19 protein-coding genes are annotated in these 23,292 nt (G+C 54.9%); 17 read left to right on the top strand and 2 right to left on the bottom strand.

Annotation, left to right across the window (positions count from 1 at the left end; translation table 11 throughout):
- Positions 1-10: 10 nt before the first annotated feature.
- Together E8F20_RS26045 and E8F20_RS26040 are read right to left on the bottom strand one after the other, a co-directional pair.
- Positions 11-2,260 (bottom strand): ATP-dependent DNA helicase, encoded by a 2,250-nt coding sequence (locus E8F20_RS26045; RefSeq protein ID WP_280286322.1) that lies wholly within the window; start codon positions 2,258-2,260, stop codon positions 11-13.
- 2 nt (positions 2,261-2,262) lie between these two features.
- Positions 2,263-3,894 carry a VRR-NUC domain-containing protein gene (locus E8F20_RS26040; protein ID WP_280286321.1) on the bottom strand — a complete coding sequence of 544 codons (1,632 nt, stop codon included), beginning with the start codon at positions 3,892-3,894 and terminating at the stop codon, positions 2,263-2,265.
- Between the two features lie 409 nt (positions 3,895-4,303).
- Between E8F20_RS26040 and E8F20_RS26035 the strand changes: the two genes are divergently transcribed.
- The 17 genes from E8F20_RS26035 to E8F20_RS25955 all read left to right on the top strand — a co-directional run bounded on the left by E8F20_RS26035 (position 4,304) and on the right by E8F20_RS25955 (position 23,168).
- A complete protein-coding gene (locus tag E8F20_RS26035; protein ID WP_280286320.1) occupies positions 4,304-5,620 on the top strand; it encodes an NAD(P)/FAD-dependent oxidoreductase in 1,317 nt (438 codons plus the stop codon).
- Between the two features lie 72 nt (positions 5,621-5,692).
- On the top strand, positions 5,693-6,124 hold the full coding sequence (locus tag E8F20_RS26030) for a RidA family protein (protein ID WP_280286318.1): 432 nt from the start codon (positions 5,693-5,695) through the stop codon (positions 6,122-6,124).
- Between the two features lie 11 nt (positions 6,125-6,135).
- Positions 6,136-6,810, top strand: a complete 675-nt coding sequence (locus tag E8F20_RS26025) for a DUF1028 domain-containing protein (protein WP_280286317.1) — start codon at positions 6,136-6,138, stop codon at positions 6,808-6,810.
- Positions 6,803-7,975: an acetylornithine deacetylase gene (argE, locus tag E8F20_RS26020; protein WP_280286315.1), complete on the top strand. Its 1,173-nt coding sequence runs from the start codon at positions 6,803-6,805 to the stop codon at positions 7,973-7,975. Before E8F20_RS26025 ends, argE begins: the two co-directional genes overlap by 8 nt.
- Before the next feature lie 283 nt (positions 7,976-8,258).
- Complete coding sequence (rpsA, locus tag E8F20_RS26015; RefSeq protein WP_028630235.1) at positions 8,259-9,938, top strand: 30S ribosomal protein S1; 1,680 nt, start codon at positions 8,259-8,261, stop codon at positions 9,936-9,938.
- Between the two features lie 148 nt (positions 9,939-10,086).
- Positions 10,087-10,371: an integration host factor subunit beta gene (gene ihfB / locus E8F20_RS26010; protein WP_028630234.1), complete on the top strand. Its 285-nt coding sequence runs from the start codon at positions 10,087-10,089 to the stop codon at positions 10,369-10,371.
- Positions 10,372-10,828: 457 nt separating this feature from the next.
- Positions 10,829-12,052 (top strand): glycosyltransferase family 4 protein, encoded by a 1,224-nt coding sequence (locus E8F20_RS26005; protein WP_280286314.1) that lies wholly within the window; start codon positions 10,829-10,831, stop codon positions 12,050-12,052.
- A gap of 128 nt (positions 12,053-12,180) precedes the next feature.
- Positions 12,181-13,524, top strand: coding sequence for a flippase (locus tag E8F20_RS26000; protein ID WP_280286313.1), 1,344 nt, complete (start codon positions 12,181-12,183; stop codon positions 13,522-13,524).
- On the top strand, positions 13,521-14,471 hold the full coding sequence (locus E8F20_RS25995; RefSeq protein WP_280286312.1) for a glycosyltransferase: 951 nt from the start codon (positions 13,521-13,523) through the stop codon (positions 14,469-14,471). Before E8F20_RS26000 ends, E8F20_RS25995 begins: the two co-directional genes overlap by 4 nt.
- Positions 14,472-14,503: 32 nt before the next feature.
- On the top strand, positions 14,504-16,012 hold the full coding sequence (locus E8F20_RS25990; RefSeq protein WP_280286311.1) for a hypothetical protein: 1,509 nt from the start codon (positions 14,504-14,506) through the stop codon (positions 16,010-16,012).
- Positions 16,005-16,973, top strand: coding sequence for an NAD-dependent epimerase/dehydratase family protein (locus E8F20_RS25985; protein ID WP_280286310.1), 969 nt, complete (start codon positions 16,005-16,007; stop codon positions 16,971-16,973). Before E8F20_RS25990 ends, E8F20_RS25985 begins: the two co-directional genes overlap by 8 nt.
- The gene (locus tag E8F20_RS25980) at positions 16,970-18,112 is read left to right on the top strand and encodes a glycosyltransferase (protein WP_280286309.1); all 1,143 of its coding nucleotides are present in this window, start codon (positions 16,970-16,972) and stop codon (positions 18,110-18,112) included. Before E8F20_RS25985 ends, E8F20_RS25980 begins: the two co-directional genes overlap by 4 nt.
- A 57-nt stretch (positions 18,113-18,169) precedes the next feature.
- Positions 18,170-19,027 (top strand): SDR family oxidoreductase, encoded by an 858-nt coding sequence (locus tag E8F20_RS25975; protein WP_280286308.1) that lies wholly within the window; start codon positions 18,170-18,172, stop codon positions 19,025-19,027.
- A gap of 22 nt (positions 19,028-19,049) precedes the next feature.
- Positions 19,050-20,060, top strand: coding sequence for a polysaccharide biosynthesis protein (locus E8F20_RS25970; RefSeq protein ID WP_028630227.1), 1,011 nt, complete (start codon positions 19,050-19,052; stop codon positions 20,058-20,060).
- Complete coding sequence (gene wecB, locus E8F20_RS25965; RefSeq protein WP_280286307.1) at positions 20,053-21,180, top strand: UDP-N-acetylglucosamine 2-epimerase (non-hydrolyzing); 1,128 nt, start codon at positions 20,053-20,055, stop codon at positions 21,178-21,180. The genes E8F20_RS25970 and wecB overlap by 8 nt, the downstream gene beginning before the upstream one ends.
- 9 nt (positions 21,181-21,189) lie before the next feature.
- On the top strand, positions 21,190-22,152 hold the full coding sequence (locus E8F20_RS25960; protein WP_280286306.1) for an SDR family oxidoreductase: 963 nt from the start codon (positions 21,190-21,192) through the stop codon (positions 22,150-22,152).
- Entirely contained in the window at positions 22,149-23,168 is a 1,020-nt protein-coding gene (locus E8F20_RS25955) for a glycosyltransferase family 4 protein (protein WP_280286305.1), read from the top strand. Before E8F20_RS25960 ends, E8F20_RS25955 begins: the two co-directional genes overlap by 4 nt.
- Positions 23,169-23,292 lie beyond the last annotated feature (124 nt).

Here is a 23,292-nt window from a genome sequence, read left to right as displayed (position 1 = left end):
CCGCTGCAGGCTATGCGCTATCGATGGACCACCAGCTGGGTAGCAGCCGATGTACGTCCGGTCGGGCGAAGCGGTCGTCGATCAGGTGGACCACGCCCCTGTCTTCGGTCGTACGGATGACCCGTCCGGCCGCCTGCACCACTTTCTGCAGGCCGGGATAGAGATAGGCGTAGTCGTACCCGGCGCCGAACAGTGCGGCCATGCGCCGCTTCAGTTGCTCGTTCACGGGGTTCAGTTGCGGCAGCCCAAGGGTGGCGATGAAGGCGCCTATCAGTCGCTCGCCGGGGAGATCGATCCCTTCACCGAAGGCGCCACCGAGCACGGCGAAGCCGATGCCCTGGCCGCCGACTTCGAAGCGCTGCATGAAGGCGTGGCGCTCGTCCTCGTCCATCTGCCGGCCTTGTAACCAGATGGGTACGTGCGGCTGTTGACGGGCAAACAGGCTGGCTACCTGGTTGAGGTAGTCGTAGCTGCTGAAGAAGGCCAGATAGTTGCCGGGGCGTTCTGCGAACTGCCGGGCCATCAGATTGGCGATGGGGGCAATTGACGCGCTGCGGTGCTGGTAGCGCGTGGAAACGTCGGCCGTTACCCGCACCTGGAGTTGTTCGGCGTTGAAGGGGGAGTCCACTTCCAGCCAGGGCGTATTGGGGGGCACGCCCAGCAGGTCGCAGTAGTAATGGCGCGGGTTGAGGGTGGCCGAGAAAAGCACCGTGGAGCGGCTGGCCATGAAGCGTGGGCCGAGGAACGGCGCCGGCACCAGGTTGCGCAGACACAGGCGGGACAGGCTGCTCGAGCCTTTGCCGGGGCGCTTGCCGAGATCGAATAGCGAGTGACTGTCGAACTGCTCGGCCATGCGGCCGAATTGCATGGCCTCGAAATAGAAGTCTTGCAGGGCGGCGTCCATGGCCGTGGGATTGTCGGTGAGGTAATCGGTAATGGCGGTGACCGCCGCCTGGAGCGCGTTCAGCAACTTTGCGGGGGGCGCATCGTAGGCGCGGTAGTCCTCGACCTGCTCCTTGTTCAATTCGCTCCAGGTGCGGCCGACCCGCTCCAGGGATTTCTTCAGTACGGCAGGAGCGTGCTTGCGCAGGGCCTTGAGGCCCGCCTGGTCGAGTTCGGCCGAGTACATCTTGCGGGCTCGTTCAACCAGGTTGTGGGCTTCGTCCACCAGCACCGACACGCGCCACTGGTTGGCAGTGGCCAGGCCATGAAGCAGGGCGCTCGAGTCGAAGTAGTAGTTGTAGTCGCCTACCACCACGTCGCTCCAGCGCGCCATTTCCTGGGCCAGGTAATAGGGACAGACCTGGTGGGCGAGGGCGACGTCGCGAAGGGCGTTTCGGTCCAGCCAACGCCGTTGTGCTGCTGCTTCGCGTGCGGCTGGCAGACGGTCGTAGAAGCCTCGGGCGAGGGGGCAGGATTCACCATGACAGGCGTTCTCCGGGTATTCGCAGGCCTTGTCTCGGGCGACCAGTTCCAGCACCCGCAGCGGGCCACTGTCGAGTTGCTGCAGGGCGTCCAGGGCCAGTTGGCGGCCTGGAGTCTTGGCGGCGAGGAAGAACACTTTGTCCAGGCCCTGGCGGGCAAAGGCCTTGAGCAAGGGGAACAGAGTGCCCAGGGTCTTGCCGATTCCGGTAGGTGCCTGGGCCATCAGACAGCAGCCGGTGCTCACGGCCTTGTAGACGGCTTCGGCAAGTTGGCGCTGGCCATGGCGAAACCGGGTATGGGGAAAGACGAGCGCTTCCAGCGCGGTATTGCGCGCTTGCTCATGGGTCAGCTCCTGCTCGGACCAGGCGATGAATCGCTGGCATTGCTCTACGAAGAAGGCGCGTAGGTCGTCGGCCCGATAGCGTTCGGTAAGCAGGGTTTCCTTCTGGCTGCCGATGTCGAAGTAGACCAGCGCCAGTTCGATCTCCTGCAGCGCCTGCTGCTGACAGAGCAACCAGCCGTAGACCTTGACCTGTGCCCAGTGCAGGTGGCGGTGGTTGACCGGCATGCGCTGAAGGTCGCCGCGGTAGGTTTTCACTTCTTCCAGTCGGTTGAGTTGCGGGTCGTACCCGTCGGCGCGCCCACGCACCCGCAGAGGGCCGAACTCGCCACTGAGGCAGAGTTCCGCCTGGTAGCCTGCGCCTCGTCGGCTGGCGACCAGTGAGTGGCCGGCAATGCCCTCCTGGGCGGTGGGGGCCGGGGTGAAGCGCAGGTCGAGGTCGCCATGCTTGGCGGTGAACTCGCAGAGCGCGCGCACGGCGACGCTATAGCTCATGGTCAGTCCTGCGCCCACTGCACGTAGCAGACTTCTACCGGGATCTCGTGTTTGGCGCAGAACTCCAGCCAGCGGAGTTGGTTGTCTTGCAGGCGGTCGCCGGGGCCCTTCACTTCGATCAGGCGGTAGCGACGTTCATCCGGCCAGAACTGGATCAAGTCCGGCAAGCCGGCGCGGTTGGCCTTGATGTCGGCCAGGATTCGCTGGAAGCAGGCTTTGAGCTGCGTTGCCGGCAGGCAGGTCAGCGCCTGGTCAAGCAGTACTTCATCGAGGTTGCCCCAGTAGACGAAGGGCGACAGCAGCCCTTGCTTGGCGGCATAAGTGCGACGAATGCTGGTCCGGTACTCGTCGCCATCCAGTTGCGCCAGGCAGGCGTCGAACAGCGTCGCGCGGCGCACATGGAAATCCGGGCTGAGCAGGTCCGCTGGGCCGTTGTGGAAGGGATGAAAGAAGGCGCCTGGCAAGGCGGCGAAGATGGCATCCCAGCAGAGCAGGCCGAACAGCGAGTTGAGCAGGGTGTTTTCCACGTAGTGCACAGGGGCGCCGTCTTCGTGCAGATGCTGTCGCACCGCGTGCTCCACTGATAGCGGTTCTGGCGGCTGCGGCAGGACCAGGTCGATACGCCGCACTGGCGTGCTGGCGGCAGGAGGCTCTTTGGGCAAACCGAGTTTGCGGCGCAGGCGAGGCAGAATGCGTGCCAGGTGCTGTTGCTCCTCCTCGCTGTCTGGTGCGGAGTAGGCAGTCTGGGCCAGATCGAACGCGTCGTCGTGGGCACCGAGACGTTCCAGTACACGGATGCGCCGCACGCGCGCTCCCGCGTAGTCGCTGAGGCCATACAGGCCAAGCGCCACGTCCAACAGTCCGCCGCGTTCGCAGTGCTGGCCGACCTGGAACAACAGCTTGCGCCGACGTGCGTCCAGCCACGGGTTGCCGTGGGTTTCCAGGGGGAGTTCGGGCAGCAACTGATCCAGTGCTTCACCTGCATCGAAGCGCTCGCGCCAGCGATGCAGCAGCAGGTAGAACTCGAGATCGGCTCGGTCGCGAAAGCCTCGCGCAGAGGCATCTATCTCGATTTTTTCGTACTGGTAGATGCCGAGGTCGGCGAGCACGAACTCCGACCAGTCCTGATAAAGATTGCCGAAGAACATCAGTCGAAGACGGTCGCAAATCTCCATCAGACCGACGGCGTAGATGCAGTCGTCGCTGGTCGGGTACCAGTCGGAGAACGGACGAGGTTCGGGGTTCTCGGCGAGCAGGGCCGCCAGGCGCTCGGTTTTTCGCCCGGGTGAGCGGCCGAAACAGGCGTCCACTTCGGCCATGGTGAGCAGGCCGAAGAGTCGTGCGAGGTCCAGATCCGGCGTGGCGTCGATCCAGCCCAGGGCAATCAGGGGCGCCGCCGCCTCCTGTGTGTTGCCAATCTCGGCGTACTTCAGCTTGCTGGCGCGGAACAGATTGCCCTTGCGCATCACCATGCGTACCAGCAGCGCCCGGGAGGCGCGGGGCAGGGTGCGGAAACCATCGATGAAGTCCCGCTCTTCGGTATCCAACAGGTCGCTGTAGCGCTCGCTGATCCAGTCGATCAGCGTGTGGAAGTTGTGCAGGTAGTAGAACGGATCTTCGAGGGCGGCGGGCATGGAGAGGGAATTGGGTCGGGCTTGTACTGTGGATTTATACAGATATCAGGCGCGGCTGGTGTGCGGCAAATGGATTTCGATCAGTGGGGCTCAGTCGGCTGCGGCCAGCACCCGACTTCGCAGCCAGGCGAGCGCGGGGTCGCTGGTGCCGCGTTGACGCCACGCCGATTCCAAGGGCGGCGTAAACGTCGAGAAGCCATTTAATTTGTCGCGTCTGAAACTAAAAAACCTATATCCAAAGCCTTATGCCACGCGGGCCGCGCACTTTCAGTGCAGGCAGCTTTTTCCTAGCCAGCGACTACAAAAATCATAATTTCGCGAATCCCTCGCTCTGAACAGAATGCGGCCAACCCCCAACAGATAGCCGCAACAGCAGAACAACAATGATCAGAATCAGAGGAGGCAAGCTATGACCGACCTGAACCAACCTGCGTTTCAGAAGTGCGCGGACAGGCCAGTTGAGAACATTGAGATCGATACGCTTGTCGTTGGCGCCGGTCAGGCCGGCGTGGCCATGAGTGAGCACCTGAGCAAGCTTGGGGTGCCGCACCTCGTCCTGGAGCGCAATCGCATCGCCGAAGCCTGGCGCACGGGGCGCTGGGATTCGCTGGTTGCCAATGGTCCGGCCTGGCACGATCGTTTCCCGGGGCTGGAGTTCGACCTCGATCCAGATGCCTTCGCCCCGAAAGAACAGGTTGCGGATTACTTCGAAGCCTACGCCAAACAGTTCGATGCCCCCATCCGCACCGGCGTGGAAGTGAAGTCGGTAGTACGCAATACCGACCGTCCGGGATTCACCATCGAAACCTCCGAGGGTGTGATCCAGGCAAACCGTGTGGTGGCCGCTACCGGACCTTTCCAGCGCCCGATCATCCCGGCGATCGCGCCCACCAATGCGAAGGTCACGCAGATCCACTCCGCCCAGTACCGAAATCCGCAGCAACTGCCGGAGGGCGGCGTGCTGGTGGTGGGTGCCGGATCGTCGGGAGTGCAGATTGCCGATGAGCTGCAGCGCGCCGGCAAGCAGGTCTACCTGTCAGTTGGCCCGCATGATCGTCCGCCGCGTGCCTACCGCAACCGCGATTTCTGCTGGTGGCTCGGCGTGCTTGGCCTATGGGATGCGGAAGCCGCGCAGCCGGGCAAGGAGCACGTGACCATTGCTGTAAGCGGTGCCCGTGGCGGCCATACGGTCGACTTCCGTGGCCTGGCCCATCAGGGTGTGACGCTCGTTGGTCTGACCAAGTCGTTCGATGGCGACCTGGTGACCTTCCAACAGGACCTGGCGGACAACATCGCCCGCGGTGACGAGAACTATCTGTCCTTGCTGGACGCCGCTGATGCCTATATCGCGCGCAATGGTCTCGATCTCCCGGAGGAGCCCGAAGCCCGCGTTACCTACCCGGATCCGGAATGCGTGAGCAACCCGATTCTCGAGCTGGACCTCGCCAAGGCGGGCGTCACTTCGATCATCTGGGCGACCGGTTATGCCGTTGATTACAGCTGGTTGAAGGTCAACGCGTTCGACGCCAAAGGCAAGCCGCAGCATCAGCGCGGTGTTTCTAGCGAGCCAGGTATCTATTTCGTCGGCCTGCCGTGGCTGTCGCGTCGTGGCTCCACATTCATCTGGGGCGTTTGGCACGATGCGAAGCACATTGCTGACCATATCGCCACGCAGCGCAAATACCTCGCTTACCGCGACTCCTCGCAGCGCCAGGCAGAAGACTGATCGATAGAAAAGTCCTGATGGCACACGCCCTGATTCGCAGGTTCAAACAGTCAGATCAATGGAAGTAAGTTGATGCCTACTCATACCCGCATCCGCATGTTCAACACCAAAGATACTTATCCGAACCAGTCGCTGGACAATGACCTCTGCCAGGCCGTGCGCGCCGGCAATACCGTCTATGTCCGCGGGCAGGTCGGGACCGATTTCGAAGGTCGCCTGGTAGGACTCGGCGACCCGCGTGCTCAGACCGAGCAGGCGATGAAGAACGTCAAGCAACTGCTGGAGGAGGCGGGTAGCGATCTGTCTCATATCGTCAAGACCACCACCTATCTGATCGACCCGCGTTACCGCGAACCGGTCTACCAGGAAGTGGGCAAGTGGCTGAAGGGCGTATTCCCCATTTCCACCGGCCTGGTGGTGTCGGCCCTGGGCCAACCCCAGTGGCTGATGGAAATCGACGTGATCGCGGTGATTCCGGATGACTGGCAGCCGACGAAGGCATAAGGAGCAAGGCTATGACGTTCTCCATCATTGGGCGCTGCTCTGAGACGGGCCAGCTCGGAATTGCCATCAGCTCATCGAGCATCGCCGTTGGCGCCCGTTGTCCGTGGGTGCGTGCCGGCGTGGGAGCGGTGGCGACGCAGAACGTCACGCTGCCGGCCCTGGGGCCGCAGATTCTCGATCTGCTGGATGGTCAGCTGGAGCCGGCGGCAGCCCTGGATCGCGCGCTGAGCAGCAATGGCTGGAGCCAGTACCGGCAGGTGACGGTGATCGATAGCCAAGGCCGCGTCGCGCTGTTCAGCGGCAGCGAAGCCTTGGGGGTGCACAACGCCGTGGCCGGCGAGCAATGCGCTGCAGCGGGTAACCTGCTGTCCGGTCGGCATGTCATAGAAGCCATGGTGCAGGCCTTTGAGTCTTCGCCGGGGATGCTGGCCGACCGGCTGCTGGCGGCGATGCATGCAGCGATGTCCGCTGGCGGCGAGGCTGGGCCAGTGCATTCGGCGGCGCTGAAGGTGGTGGGGGATCTCACTTGGCCGATCGTCGACCTGCGAGTGGACTGGGCTGACGAGGACCCCATCGGGCAGTTGGATGGGCTATGGCAGGCCTATCGGCCGCAGATGCAGGACTACTTGACCCGGGCGCTGGACCCTACCGCCGCACCCAGTTACGGGGTGCCGGGTGATGAGTGAGTCGGGCAGTCGAGCATTGCTGGAGCGGCTGGTCGGATTTGCGACCGTCAGTCGGGATTCCAATCTGGAACTCATCGCCTTCATCAGGGATTACCTGGCGGAGTTGGGGGTGGAGAGCGAGCTCTTCTACAACGAGGAGCGGACCAAGGCCAATCTGTTTGCCACCATCGGTCCCGGGGGGCGGAGTGGCGTCGTGCTTTCCGGTCATACCGACGTGGTGCCGGTGGACGGGCAGGCCTGGACGGTCGACCCATTCCGCCTGACCGACAGGGAAGGGCGGCTGTATGGGCGCGGTACGGCGGATATGAAGGGGTTTATCGCCTCCGTGCTGGCGGCGGTGCCCGGTTTTCTTGAGCGGCCGCTGCAGATGCCGGTGCATCTGGCTTTCTCCTATGACGAGGAAGTCGGTTGCCTGGGCGTGCGACCGATGCTCGCTGAACTGGAGGCCAGACCGCACAAGCCGCGACTTTGTCTGATTGGCGAACCTACTGAAATGAAGCCTGTGCTCGGGCACAAGGGCAAGCTGGCGATGCGCTGCCAAGTGCGGGGCGCCGCCTGTCATTCGGCTTATGCCCCTCAAGGTGTCAACGCCATCGAGTACGCAGCCAGGTTGATCGGCAAACTTGGAGAGATTGGTGCCGAACTGGCGCGACCGGAGCGCCATGACGAGCGTTTCGACCCCCCGTTCTCTACCGTGCAGACTGGCACCATCAAGGGCGGGCGCGCGCTGAACATCGTGCCGGCAGAGTGCGAGTTCGATTTCGAAGTGCGGGCGCTGCCGAATTTCGACGCAAGGCAAGTAGCCGACGAGCTGCAGTCTTTCGCTGAAACGGAACTGGTGCCGAAAATGCGCGTCGTTCAACCTGACACAGGCATTCGCCTCCAGCCGTTGAGCGCTTATCCAGGGCTGGCGACATCGCCTGATAGTGAAGCAGCGCAGTTGTTGGCATTAATCAGTGGTTCGGCGGAGTTCGGAACCGTTGCCTTCGGTACCGAAGGCGGGCTGTACGATCAAAGCGGTATTCCCACTGTGGTCTGCGGTCCTGGCAGCATGGATCAGGGCCACAAACCGGACGAGTTCATCAGCCTCGAACAGTTGGCTGCCTGTGACGCCATGCTGCACCGTCTGGCGCTTTATCTACAGGGCGCGGGCGCTCTGCTGTAGACTGCCGCACCCTTACGAAATGCCTGAGGGCGTGGAATTGACGGGCGTCAGCCCCGTTGCTACCATTCCAGCCCTTATATCGGCTCGATTCCTCCGTTTTAAGGTCGAAAAAGCCGGTGTCAACCCCCAAGGATTTGCGTCACTACCAACTTCGGTTGGAAAGGGCGCCACTGGGGCAGCGCGGGATACCAGCTTCGATCCCCGCTGCTTCTATTGATGACTTGACCGCATTGGCTGGAGTGCGGAATAGGGCCTTTCCTGGCCTTTGACTACAGGTATGAACATGAGCGAAAGCTTTGCAGAACTTTTTGAAGAAAGCCTGAAATCCCTCGACATGCAGCCGGGTGCAATCATCACCGGCATCGTGGTCGACATCGATGGTGACTGGGTCACCGTCCATGCTGGCCTGAAATCCGAGGGCGTCATCCCGGTCGAGCAGTTCTACAACGAACAAGGCGAGCTGACCATCAAGGTGGGTGACGAGGTCCACGTTGCGCTTGACGCTGTGGAAGATGGCTTCGGTGAAACCAAGCTGTCCCGCGAGAAAGCCAAGCGTGCCGAGTCCTGGCTGGTTCTGGAAGCAGCCTTCAACGCCGAAGAAGTGGTCAAAGGCGTTATCAACGGCAAGGTCAAAGGCGGTTTCACCGTCGACGTCAGCGGCATCCGCGCGTTCCTGCCGGGCTCCCTGGTGGATGTGCGCCCTGTGCGCGACACCGCCCACCTGGAAGGCAAAGAGCTCGAATTCAAGGTCATCAAACTCGACCAGAAGCGCAACAACGTTGTCGTTTCCCGTCGCAGCGTCCTGGAAGCCGAGAACAGCGCCGAGCGCGAAGCTCTGCTGGAGTCCCTGCAGGAAGGTCAGCAAGTCAAAGGTATCGTCAAGAACCTCACCGATTACGGTGCGTTCGTTGACCTGGGCGGCGTAGATGGTCTGCTGCACATCACCGACATGGCCTGGAAGCGCATCAAGCATCCGTCCGAGATCGTCAACGTTGGTGACGAGATCGACGTCAAGGTCCTGAAGTTCGACCGCGAGCGCAATCGCGTTTCTCTGGGTCTGAAGCAGCTGGGCGAAGACCCATGGGTCGCCATCAAGGCGCGCTACCCGGAAGGTACTCGCGTTACTGCTCGCGTTACCAACCTCACCGACTACGGCTGCTTCGCCGAGCTGGAAGAGGGTGTGGAAGGCCTGGTGCACGTTTCCGAAATGGACTGGACCAACAAGAACATCCACCCGTCGAAAGTCGTTCAGGTTGGCGACGAAGTGGAAGTTCAGGTTCTGGACATCGACGAAGAGCGTCGTCGTATCTCCCTGGGTATCAAGCAGTGCAAGTCCAACCCGTGGGAAGACTTCTCCAGCCGCTTCAACAAGGGTGACAAGATCTCCGGCACCATCAAGTCGATCACCGATTTCGGTATCTTCATCGGCCTGGAAGGCGGCATCGACGGTCTGGTTCACCTGTCCGACATCTCCTGGAACGAAGTTGGCGAAGAAGCCGTTCGCCGCTTCAAGAAGGGCGACGAGCTGGAAACCGTCATCCTCTCCGTTGATCCGGAGCGCGAGCGCATCTCCCTGGGCATCAAGCAACTGGAAGACGATCCGTTCTCCAGCTACGCCTCCATGCACGAGAAAGGCAGCATCGTTCGTGGCACCGTGAAAGAAGTTGACGCCAAGGGCGCTGTTATCAGCCTCGGTGGCGAGATCGAAGGTGTTCTGAAAGCTTCCGAAATCAGCCGTGACCGCGTTGAAGACGCTCGCAACGTGCTGAAGGAAGGCGAAGAAGTTGAAGCCAAGATCATCAGCATCGACCGTAAGAGCCGCGTAATCAGCCTCTCCATCAAGTCCAAGGACGTTGATGACGAGAAGGACGCCATGAAGGAACTGCGCAAGCAGGAAGTCGAGTCTACTGGCCCGACCACCATTGGTGACCTGATCCGTGCTCAGATGGAGAACCAGGGCTAATCACCCTCTCCATTAGCAAAAAGGGCGGCCTAGGCCGCCCTTTTTGTTATCTGCGTTTTCCCTTCTGGCGTTTGGGCTGTTCAAAGCTTCGTCGGCGTGCTAAAAACTCAGTGAGCTGATCTAGCCGCTTGAATTAGAAGGGAAAACCATGACCAAGTCGGAGTTGATCGAACGAATTGTCACCCATCAGGGCCAGCTGTCGTCCAAGGATGTCGAGCTTGCTATCAAGACCATGCTGGAGCAGATGTCCCAGGCCTTGGCGACAGGGGATCGGATAGAGATTCGTGGCTTCGGTAGCTTTTCCCTTCACTTCCGCGCGCCGCGAGTTGGGCGAAACCCCAAGACCGGCGAGTCTGTGCGCCTGGATGGCAAGTTCGTGCCGCATTTCAAGCCGGGCAAGGAGCTGCGCGATCGAGTGAATGAAGAGGGCTAAAAGGGAGTCTTGAGGTCCCTGTGTGATAGAGCGAGGCTTTCCTCAAGGCGGGGCTACGTTTTCCCTCTATCCATGCTGCTCGTTACAGTTGTGGGGCATAAGCGAATCATTCCTAACTGTTACTAGAATAGCCTTGATAGCAGTGCTGTGGCAAAGAGCGCTTTCACGTGGTGGCTTACGTAGCTTGTCACCTGTCCTGCTCAATGGTTTCAGGTAAAGCGGCCCGAGCGGCTTCGATTTAAGGTCTCGAGTTGCGTTCTTAGGCGTCTGGGGCAGCCGTTAGTAGAAGTTACCGTAAACTTACGCAGCACCTTCTGATGTCGGGGATTTTAATTGATACCCTGAAGCTTTAATTTTTATTGATTGGTCTGCGCTACGGGATGTGGTGAGATCAGTTCTGTTTATCTCGAGTTGCATCGTTGGAGAGGTAAATGGATTTATGAAAAGTATCTAACGTATGAAGATATTGATCGTTTCCCAGTATTTTTGGCCTGAAAGCTTCCTGATAAATGATTTCTCGAGGAAGTTGGTTGAGAATGGGCACGAGGTAGTTGTTGCAACAGGTAAGCCTAATTACCCAGACGGTGAGATTTTTAGTGGCTATGAAAGGTCTGGTGTTCAGGTCGAAAGCTACTTGGATAAAATTGAGGTGGTTCGGGTGCCTCTGCGTCCGCGCGGAAAAGGAGGTGCATTAAATCTCGCTCTGAATTATCTTTCTTTTGTTGCATCGGGTGTCTGGTATCTGCCGCGATTGCTTAGAGGGAGAGACTTTGACTTTATCCTGGTATTTGCAGTTTCGCCGATAACGCAAGCTATCCCGGCAATTCTATTGAAGTGGATTAAAGGAGCACACTTGGCGGTTTGGGTTCAGGATCTTTGGCCTGAAAGCCTCTCCGCTACGGGGTTTGTCAAGAAAGGCGTTGCACTGAAGCTTGTTGGGAAGGTGGTTCGTATCATCTACTCCTGCTGCAATACTGTTCTGATTCAATCGCGTGCTTTTTTTGAACCCGTAAAAGCATATACCTCTGCTTCAAAAATCATCTATTTCCCAAACTCCATTGATCCAGAGTCCATTACTGGAGTGGGTGGAGCGATTCCGCTAGAACTCTCCAGGGAGCTTGAGGGATGCTTCGGGGTTGTTTTTGCCGGGAACGTTGGAAGTGCTCAGGCAATAGAAACGATCGTTGATGCAGCTGCTCTTTTGCAAGACTGTAAAGAAATAAAAATATTCGTGGTCGGCAGTGGCAGTATGTCCGGTTGGCTAAAGGCCCAGAAGGAATTGCTGGGGCTGAGCAATCTTGTGATACCAGGACGTTTTGCAATGGAGTCCATGCCTCATATCTTCAAGGCTTCCTCCGCATTGCTGGTTTCTCTGAAAGATCAGAAGATATTCTCCTCGACTATTCCAAGTAAGGTACAGGCCTATTTAGCCGCCGGAAGACCGATAGTTGCCTCGCTGGATGGTGAAGGGGCGCGGGTAGTGACAGAGTCTGGTGCGGGAGTTGTATGTCCTCCCGAGGATGCGCGCTCGTTAGCTGGCTGCATTAGGAATCTCTACAATATGACTCCAGAGGACCGGGAGTCTATGGGGGTTTCAGGTCGCAGGTATTTCGAGGAGAACTTCGATATGAATAACCAAGTTGAAAGGCTGATCGAGATACTGGCCTCTCGTACAGGTTAATGCAGTAAATAACATGCTTTCTCTAATGTATATGATAAATATTTTACATTCAGGGCTGGCTTTGGTGGTTAAGGTAAATAGGAATTGGCTTTGTCGAAAAGTAAGACTACATTGCGCTGGGAGTGGGCGTGGCTAGATTCGATTCACTAGTCGTCAAGTTGCTAAGGGGAGGGATGTGGGCATTCATATTCCGCCTGCTGGCATCCCTGTCGGGATTCATTACTAGCGTACTATTGACAAGGATTCTAAATCCCGCGGAAGTTGGAGCGTACTTCCTGATTCTAAGTGCAGTTTCAGTTGCTTCCGCGCTATCCCTGTTTGGTCTAAATTTTTCTCTGGTCAGATTGATTTCTGAGTTTCTGGGAAGGGGGGAGCAAGATCAGGCCAAGAGAGTCATTGGGGAAGGCCTAGGAATTTCATTGTTTTTTTCTTTCTTTGCTGCTGTCCTGGCTTTTTTTATATATAGAGCGGTTTTTTTGGGGTGGGGTGGGGTGGATTCCTCATCTGGCTATCTGCCGGTGCTAGTTGGTGGGTGGATATTTTCTGCTGCGATTTTGATGGTGCTCGCCGAAATTTATAGAGGTCTCCAGGACTTTTTTAAGGCATCTGTGTTCAGTGGGTTTCTGGCAAGCTTTTTGTCGGTTATTGGTCTGGCGGCATATTTGGTTTGTATCGGTCGTGGTAGTCTTTCAGAGGTTGTCGGGGTAGTAGTGCTTTCCACTGTGGTCTCGTGTTCAATCGCATTCTTGGGGGTGGCACGAAACTTCAGAGGGGACTGGATTGCCGTCGGCTATGGGTGGAAGAAATTGCTCTTCATTTCCGCCCCGCTCTGGGTCACCAACTTAATGTTGATTGTCTTGATGCAGGTAGACGTTTGGATATTGGTGTATAAAACTGATAGCGCTACAGTCGGATTGTATGGAGCTGCTTCCAGGATGATTCAGTTTTTAACCTTTCCTATGCTAGTCATAAACTCAGCACTAATGCCTATAATAAGTGAGCTATTTTCCAAGGGCGAGCATGCCAGACTTGAGAAAATTTTGCGGGGTGCGGCTATGCTTGGGTTTTTTCCCGCAGCGCTGGTTTTCATGTTTTTTTTGTTTTTTGGCGAGGTGTTGCTTGGATATGTTTATGGGGAAGAATATTCACGCGCTTACGTAGTTCTGGTTCTCTTGGCGGCTGGACAGTTGATTAGTATGATGTGTGGAGCCGCCGGATACACTTTGATGATGACTGGGAGGCAAAAGGCAATGATGTGGATTACCGTGAGTGCGGGTCTAGTATCGGTAATCTTGAGTCTGGCTCTTGTTTCCCAGTATGGCGCACTTGGGGTTGCGGCAGCTACTTCGATAGGGCTGTCTCTGCAGTGTATCGTAATGTGGTCATGGGTCTATCGCGCCAACGGAATATGGACTCATCCATCTTTTGATCTTCTGCTGCATCCGTATGCTTATCTGAAGAGCTTGAAATGAACTTTGAAAGTAATAAATTTGAGTTGTCTGACTTGAGTGATCCGTTGGTATCGCTGGTTGTACCTGCCTATAATGCTGAGCGTTATCTTGCGGAGACTATTGAAAGTATTCTTGCTCAGAGCTATGAAAATATTGAACTGATCGTGATCAATGATGGTTCGATAGATGGTACTCAAAGCATTATGTCTGCCTATGCGGACCGTTGTAAGGTGGTCAGCCACGAGAACTGTGGCCAGGCAGCAACGCTGAATATTGGCTGGCAGATGAGCAGCGGGGTGATACTGGGTTATTTGAGCGCTGATGATAAACTTGAACCAACGGCTGTTGAATGCCTGGTTTCTGCTCTCAGACGGAGCAAGAGCGCTTTGCTAGTCTATCCGGATTACCGTTTGATCGATGAGCAGTCACGACACATTCGAGACGTTATTGCGCCTGAATTTGATCATCGTGGCGTGGTGTTGCAAGGAGCGTGTCCGGTTGGGCCTGGCGCATTGTTCAGGCGGGAACTCTTGTCGTGTGCTGGTGGTTGGGACGTCTCGTTGAGGCAAATACCTGATTACGATTTTCTGTTGCGCGTGGGGTTGTTTGGCGAGGTACTAAAAGTCTCAGGTATCTTGGCATGTTTCAGGGTTCATGGGGGTTCTCAGACATTCGCTCCTTCGGACGAGCGAAAGACGGATGAGTATAGATACGTACTGAAAAAATTCTTTGACCGACCTGATATTCCTGATTATTTGCGCGCGGCGCGTCCTGAGGCGGAGGCCAACGCCAGTGTGTTAATGGCTCGACTTCATTTGCGAGCTGGTAGATATTTTTCTGCGTTGCGTTGCTTGAAAAAATCAATTGAGCTCAGCGCATCATCCGTTTTTAGTGTTCAAACTCTACGGCTTTTATTAAATGGGCTATTTGGTCGTTATCGCCACTGGCTTATGATGAGAATTAAATAATGAATGATGTTGGCTGTCCAAGGAGCTCTTAGATGGGACAGATCTTGATGCCTGGATTTAGTGGTAATCCCCTTCTTGGGGTGTTTTTGCGTTGTGGTCTGTTTCTTCTGGCTGGTGTTCTGTGTATTTTGGTGAGTTGGTCGTTCATCCAGCACTCGGGTGATGTGGCTGTATTGGCGATTTTTCATTTTTCTTTCTTTTTCCTTCTTGTAGTTGCCTTGCTAAGACCGCGTTTTGATACATATTTATTTTTAACGCTATTCTTGGTCTTGGGGTTCTGGGTAAAGTGGCTTACACATCGTTTTTTTGACTATCCATTTGTTGAGCCAGTCGGCCAGTTTTCCGGAGATCCCGGGCAGGCGGACCTGGCCCTTATGGTTGCTTCGGTTGCGGCGTTGGGGGTTGCTTCGTGCAGACTGTTGATCTTTCTTGTCGGGCGACTCAAATCCGCTGATTTTTCAGTGAATGATTGTTTTGGCTATCCCCGCGTGTACTCAAGATTTCTGCCATTCGTGTGGTGCGCTATTATATTTTTTGCGCTGCTAATCTACTTGGCTAACTATAATTTTGCCTTCTTTCAGGTCGGGGTGAATGCGAAGCTGAAACTGCAGTTTGGGTTAGGGGCATTGCTAGCGTGGTTGGTGTATTGCGGTGCGCCGATGGCTTTTATTCTTGCCTTGGATTGGGAGATTGCTCGTCGGTCAGATAGGTATTGGCCGGTCATTTTTGGGGTCTGTTTGTTCGCTCTTGTCATGTCCGTGTCTATGGCTAGTCGCGCTATGTTGCCATTCCTGTATTTGGCTGTTGGGGTGAGTTTGTATTTTCACAAGCCTGCCTATCTTTCTCGGATGGTGGCTTCTTGGCGTTGGCTTTTACCTATTGTCATGGTCTCGTTTTTTGTTTCGACAATGTTTCTTGTCTCCGCCTTTAGGGTTAACACGTATCGAGTTGAGGAGGTTCCGCAGCCACCCCAAGAGTATCAGGCTCCCCAAGAGTATCAGGAAGGGGGAGTGCTGCAGCCTCCGCCGGCTGTTGATTCGCAAGCTCTGTATAAAGGTATGTTTTTTCAGGTTATGCAGTTGGCTGTGGATCGCTGGATCGGAATGGAAGGCGTTTTAGCTGTCGCGTCAAGTGATAGACGAGATTCCTCGCTTCTGTTATCAGGAGTAATAGAGGATCCGGGGAAAGGTGTTGACGCCATTTATCAGCGCTTGGCAGGTTCGTTTTATAAGCATCAGGATGATGTGACTTTTTTGACTTTGCCTGGTGTTGTTGCAGTACTTTTTTATAGTGGATCGCTTCTTGTGGTATTTCTTGGGATGATGATTTTGACCGCCATCCTGATCGCCATCGAGAAGTTATCATTGTTAATGACGAGAAGTAGGCTTCTGACGTCCTGGGTTGCGATTCTGATGGCTAACTCTATTTGTCAGATGAATTTTCCGTATCTGTGGGGTGTGTTCGTTTTGGAGTGTTGCGTGGCGTTATTTGCAGTCGGAATTTTTCGAATGATTTTCTTTCGAGAGTTCTCTCATGCCTGATACTTTTTCGTCTGCCGGTCAGAAAGTAATCTGCGTTACGGGGGCGTCAGGGTTCATAGGTTCCTTCCTCGTATCCGCATTCGCTAGTAGCGACGATGTGGTGGTGAGAACGCTGCGGCGAAAGGCTTCTGCTTGCCCATTACAGGCAGGTGTTGCTTTTTCTGGAGACCTGCATGACCCCGAAACGCTTGTCCCCTTCCTAGACGGGGCCGATGTTGTCATCCACTTGGCGCAGCCCTCATCGGGCTCAGATGCTAACAAGGTCAATCTAGACATCATCGGGTTTGCAAGGGCATGTCGCTTCGCCAAGGTCAAGCGACTTATCTATATCAGCACCGCTACCGTGGTCGGCAAGACATCTGAAGTTCGTGTCGACGAAGAAACCCCGTGCCACCCAGCTAACGAGTATGAGCGGCAGAAATATAATTCGGAGCTGGTACTGCGATCGGAGCTTGGTAATGAGGTCGACTTAGGGATTTTGAGACCTACGGCCGTATTCGGTCCGCACGGAAAAAATCTACGCAAGTTGGCGTCGACGATTCTTGGCTCTTCGCAGTGGCGTCGTAGATTTTTTCGCTTCTTGCACGGCCAGCGCCGGATGCACTTGGTGAGTGTTGACAACGTGGTTGCCTCGATTATGTTTCTTGCCCGTTGTGAACGCCCCTTGGCAGGCAATGTTTTCATCATTAGTGATGATGATAATGTGAATAATCAGTACCAGGCGGTCGACGATATTCTAGGGAAAGTTGCATGCAAGAAGTTTTCGGTGAATGAGAAATCAATTCCCGTATGGCTTTTGCGTGTGCTTCTGGTTGTCGCTGGACGCTCACAGTCAAACCCTGAATTGAGGTACGACTGTAGCAAGATCGCATCGTGGGGGTTTCTCCGTTCAGCAAATTTTGAACGCTCTCTTGAGTCGTTCATGTGTTGGTATATGGAAAGTAAGGGTGGCGAGAAGTGAAGGTTCTGCATGTTTGTGATGCTATTGATCCTTCTGTTGGAGGGGGAGTAGCAGAAAGAACTTTTCAACTCGCCAAGGCGCTTGCTAGGGCTAACGTGGCCTGCATGATTCTTTCTACGGACGCAGGTGTTAGCAAAAATCGAATTGATGAGATGAGTGGGGTTGAACTGGTTCTGGTTGGTAGTATATTTCGTCGCTTTTATGTGCCACGTATTTCCATTTCGAAGATACAGGATTTAGTTTCTCAAGTTGACGTTGTTCATATTACGGGTCATTGGAGTCTGCTTGGGGTAGTGGTGGCGAGAGTTTCCCATAAACTTGGCAAGCCTTATGTTTATTGTCCGGCCGGGTCTTTGAGGATATTTGGGCGATCTGCTTTCCTGAAAAAAATATTCAATCAAGTGATTGGTTACGAAACGGTTGCCAAGGCTGCACGATGTATTGCTGTTACAGCTTTGGAACGTGAGCATTTCCATGAATATGGGATTGACGACTCACGAATTGTTCTTGTTCCCAACGGAGTCAACCCTGTGGAGGCTAAAGAGGCTAGTGCTTCTCGCTTCCGTGAGCATCATGGATTCGATAGAGACGCCATGGTGCTTTTGTTTCTCGGTCGGTTAAGCCCGATCAAGGGACCTGATATTCTGCTGGAAGCATTTTCCAGAATAGCGAATAGATTCCCGGATGTACATTTGGTCTTTGCAGGGAGCGACGACGAACTCGGTTGTAGGCTCAAGGCGGAGGTCGGGGCAGGTGCTCTAGCTCAGCGTATCCATTTTGCTGGTTTCTTGAGCGGTCTGGACAAGCAGGATGCGTTGAGCGCTGCTGACTTGCTTATCGTGCCGTCCAGGCAGGAGGCCATGTCGCTGGTTGCACTGGAGGCTGGATTGGTTGGCACGCCGGTATTGCTTACCGACCAATGCGGCTTCAACGAGGTTCAGGAGATTGGTGGTGGTCATGTATCGAGTGTTGATGCTGATTCGTTGGCGAGGTCTTTGGCAGAGTTAATAACAGACAGGAATGAGCTTCAAAAGATGGGGCAGCGCCTCCGGAGCCTGGTTCTTGAGAGATATACTTGGGACGGTCTTACGAAAGATTGCTTAGATCTTTACGATGAGATTGTTGTAGCGCACAAGTAAGCGTTAATTGTCGCTTGATTTGTGTTTTTAATTTGTACTGCTAGGCGGAGGCAGGGCATGCGAGTTTTGGTTTTAGGCGTAACTGGAATGCTTGGTAGTGCCGTGTTCAGGGTCTTCAGTCAGGATCCGAAGTATGATGTCTGGGGTACGTTGCGAAGCTCAAGAGACAAAAACCACTTTTCGGTTGCATCTCATGACCACTTGATTGCAGGAATCGACGTACTGGACCAAGACGCACTAGCCAAGGTTCTCCAAAAGGTTAGGCCTCAAGTGGTGATCAATTGTGTCGGCTTGATTAAGCAGTTGGCTGAATCGAAAGACCCGTTAAGCGCTTTGCCTATCAACTCTATGTTGCCGCATCGCCTGGCAAACTTATGCGGCCTGATTGAGGCTCGCCTTTTTCATGTTAGTACTGACTGTGTTTTTTCCGGTCAGAAAGGCGGTTATACTGAAAATGATCTGTCGGACGCGCATGATCTCTACGGCAGGTCAAAATTTATAGGGGAGTTGCACGATTATTCAAATGCCATCACCCTTAGAACTTCAATTATTGGGCATGAACTGTCTTCAAATTATGCATTGATCGACTGGTTCCTGTCTCAAAGTGGAGTTGTTAATGGTTTCTCCAGGGCGATATTTTCTGGTCTTCCGACTGTAGAGCTAGCGCGAGTTATGAAGGAGTTCGTAGTTCCCAGTGAGGGACTGTGCGGGCTATTCCACGTCGCAGCGCAACCTATTTCGAAGTTCGATCTTTTGCAGTTGGTTGCTCAGCAATATGGCAAGGATATTGAGATAAAGCCAGATGATTCGCTGGTCATAGATCGCTCTCTTGATAGCGAGCGCTTCAGACAAGCTACTGGGTATGTAGCGCCAGACTGGCCGGGCCTAATTTCCATGATGCATGCAGCCCGCTAACGCGTTCGAAAGGTTGAGTTATATGTTTGATAATAAAGTACTAATGATAACCGGTGGTACAGGATCATTTGGTCACACGGTCCTCAAGCGTTTTCTCGATACTGCTGTGAGAGAGATTCGTATCTTCAGTCGAGATGAAAAGAAGCAGGAGGATATGCGGATTGCTTTGGCTAATGACAAAGTAAAATTTTACATAGGCGACGTACGGGATTACGACAGCGTTGCTCAGGCGATGGTTGGTGTGGATTATGTTTTTCATGCCGCTGCGCTAAAGCAAGTACCTTCCTGCGAGTTCTACCCCATGGAGGCGGTGCGGACCAACGTGATGGGAACGGAGAATGTTCTGAACGCCGCTATAGCCAAGGGGGTTCAGAGAGTAGTCGTGCTAAGTACTGACAAGGCGGTTTATCCAATCAATGCCATGGGTATTTCCAAGGCCATGGCGGAGAAATTGATGGTAGCCAAGTCGCGAATGATTCCAGCTGCCGGGCCTGTGATATGTGCAACTCGCTACGGCAATGTGATGGCATCGCGCGGCTCTGTGATTCCGCTTTTCGTTGATCAGTTGAAAGCGGGTGAGTCCCTTACACTCACCGACCCCAATATGACTCGGTTTCTCATGTCTCTCGAAGATTCGGTGGATCTAGTTCTTCATGCATTTGAACATGGAATGCAGGGGGATATATTTGTACAAAAGGCTCCCGCATCCACCGTTGGTGATCTGGCGCAGGCGCTTAAGGAGCTGTTCTCCAAAGATAGTTCGCTCAAGGTGATCGGCACTCGTCATGGTGAGAAACTTTACGAGTCCCTGGTTTCCCGAGAGGAAATGGCAAAAGCTGAAGATATGGGGCGGTACTATCGCATTCCAGCGGACAATCGTGATTTGAACTATAAGAAGTACTTCGTCGAAGGTGAAGAGAAAATCGCCGAGCTTGATGATTACACTTCGCACAATACTGATAGGTTGGATGTTCAAGGTGTCAAGGATGTGCTCCTCAAGCTCGACTATATTCGGGAGGCTATGAATGCTTAAGGTCATGACGTTGGTCGGGACCCGCCCGGAGCTTATCAAGATGAGCCGTGTGATTGCTGAGTTGGACAGCCAGCTCAAGCACGTATTGGTTCACTCGGGGCAGAATTACGATTACGAGTTGAACCAGGTTTTCTTTGAAGATTTGGGGATACGCAAACCCGATCACTTCCTTGGTGCAGCTGGGGAGACAGCAGCCAAGACTATTGCTGAGGTGATCGCCAAGGCAGACGAGGTGCTGGAACTAGAGAGGCCGGATGCGTTGCTGCTCTACGGCGACACCAATACCTGCCTCGCGGTGATTGCTGCGAAGCGCCGAAAGATTCCTGTATTTCACATGGAAGCTGGGAATCGATGCTTCGATCAGCGGGTTCCTGAAGAACTTAACCGTAAGGTGCTGGATCACCTGAGCGACATCAATATGGTTCTTACAGAACATGCTCGCCGCTACCTCATTGCAGAGGGAATTCGTCCTGAGACTATCATCAAGACGGGCTCGCATATGGCGGAGGTGCTCGAGTACTACATGCCAAAGATCCTGCGGTCGGATGTACTACAGCGGATCGGCCTTGAGCAGGGCAAGTTCTTTGTGGTAAGCGCGCATCGGGAGGAAAACGTTGATACCGCAGAGAATCTGCGAGATCTTCTGGATACCCTGCGGGCTCTTGCCGATGAGTACGAATTTCCCTTGATCGTCTCGACCCATCCGCGTACGCGCAAGCGGTTGGAGGCCTTGGGCGAGTCTCTGGATCATCCGCTCATAAGGTTCGTCAAGCCGTTTGGCTTGCTGGATTACATCAAGCTGCAGATGTCGGCTTTCTGCGTGCTCTCTGACAGTGGAACCATTACTGAGGAGGCTTCTCTACTAAATCTCCCTGCGATCACGATTCGCAATGCCCATGAGCGGCCCGAGGGGATGGATGAGGGGACTCTCATCATGAGTGGATTAAAGCGAGAAGCGGTACTGCAGTCCGTAAGAGTTGTTACTAGTCAGCACTGCCGCGACCAGCGGGTAATTCCTGTTGTTGATGACTATCACGGCGGGCCTGTTTCCAAGCAGGTGGTCAGGGTTGTTCTCAGCTACACCGATTACATCAATCGCACCGTGTGGCGGAAATTCTGAAGCTGAATAATGCGAATTTTATTGACCGGTGCCAGCGGTTTTGTCGGGTGTGCAGTCCTGGGGCGGTTATTGGCTGATGGCCGCCACCAAATACGCAGCTCCTATCGCTCGATTCCAAAAGATGTTCCAGAGGATGTTGAGGTTTGCGTGGTCCCTGAAATCGGGGAGGATACCGATTGGAGTGGGGTCTTACGCGGCGTGACGACGATTGTTCATTGCGCCGCTCGGGTGCATGTGATGAACGAGAGCGAAGCGGATCCGCTTTCGGCCTTCCGACGGGTCAACGTCCAGGGGACGCTTCAGCTCGCAAGACAGGCGGCGAACTCTGGCGTTCGGCGTTTCATTTTCATCAGTTCGATCAAGGTCAACGGCGAGGCCACTCTGCCGAATGCACCGTTTGCGGCTACTGACAGGCCCGCTCCAATCGACCCATATGGCGTATCCAAGATGGAGGCCGAGCAGCAATTACGTGAGCTGTCATCGGCAACTGGCATGGAGGTGGTGATTATCCGCCCGACGCTGGTCTATGGCCCTGGGGTCAAGGCCAACTTTCTGAGCATGATGCGCTGGCTCGACAAGGGTGTTCCTTTGCCTCTTGGCTCGATCGACAATCGACGCAGCTTGGTTGCGCTCGATAACTTGGTCTCTCTCATCGTGACCTGCGTTGACCATCCGGCTGCAGCTAACGAGACCTTTCTTGTGAGTGATGGCGAAGACTTGTCGACGAGCGAATTGCTGCGCCGCATGGCGCTTGCCTTGGGCAAACCTGCGCGCTTGCTTCCAGTTCCTGTCTGGCTGCTTGAAGCGACCGCAGCGTTGCTCGGCAAGCGTGCCTTCTCGAAACGGTTGTGCGGATCTCTCCAGGTGGATATCGGCAAGACCCGTACACTATTGAACTGGAACCCACCTCTTGGTGTTGACGAGGCATTGAGCAAGGTTGCCAAGCACTACATGGAAACCCAAGCGAAATGATCATATGGTGGTTTTTCCCGGTCTTGGTTCTCTGCTCTTTTGCCTTGACCGGTGGAGTGCGTCGCTATGCGTTAGCACGACAGCTCTTGGATGTGCCTAACGCACGTAGCTCACATTCCATTCCCACTCCTAGGGGCGGCGGCGGGGCAATCGTGGTCAGTTTCCTGGTTGCGTTGCCGTTGCTTTTCCTGGCTGGCGTGTTGAGCTCATCGGTGATGTGGGCTCTATTTGGTGCAGGTGCTTGGGTCGCCGCTGTCGGGTTTTTGGATGATCATGGGCATATCGCCGCACGCTGGCGGTTATTGGCCCATTTCATTGGGGCTGGATGGGTGCTCTGGTTGGTTGGTGGCTTACCCGAACTTAGTCTTTTCGGGGCAAGTCTTGATCTTGGTGCATTCGGTTATGTGTTCGGCAGCCTCTATCTGGTCTGGCTCTTGAATCTTTATAACTTCATGGATGGAATTGATGGAATCGCCAGCGTCGAGGCTGTTTGTGTTTGCCTGGGCGGTGCGCTGCTTTACTACTTGCTCGGTGAGCAGCAGGCTATGATGGTTCCGTTATTTCTGGCTGCGGCAGTGAGTGGCTTTCTGTTCTGGAACTTCCCGCCCGCCAAGATCTTCATGGGAGATGCCGGCAGCGGTTTTCTTGGCATCATACTTGGGACCCTTTCCTTGCACGCGGCCTGGATCAACCCTTTGTTGCTCTGGTGCTGGTTGATATTGCTGGGAGTGTTCATCGTCGACGCCACCTGGACGTTGTTGCGCCGCCTTCTCAGGGGTGACAAGGTCTATGAAGCCCACCGTAGTCATGCTTATCAGTATGCCTCCAGGTCGTTTGGGCAGCATCTGCCGGTGACGTTGGCTATAGGGGCGATCAATTTGTTCTGGCTGCTGCCCTGGGCTTGCGTCGTTGCTTTGGGCAAGGTTGATGGTTTCTCGGCGCTGGTATTTTCCTACCTGCCGCTCGTGGGACTGGCCATCCGCTTCAATGCAGGTAAGAAAGAAGTCGGGGCTTAAGGCTCGCGAGAAGGGTGTGCTTTTACTTCGTGGCGCAAGCGCTTGCCTTTTGCGCGAGCGATAGATTGCTAGGATCAATGCAAAACGCCGCGTTTTTCGCAGCTTTTGTAAATCTTGCTCCCTT

It is taken from the genome of Pseudomonas sp. BN415, from assembly GCF_029871195.1.
GTDB lineage: Bacteria > Pseudomonadota > Gammaproteobacteria > Pseudomonadales > Pseudomonadaceae > Metapseudomonas > Metapseudomonas resinovorans.
The sequence above is the reverse complement of the archived record's forward strand: the minus strand, read 5'-3'. Positions and strand labels throughout refer to the sequence as shown.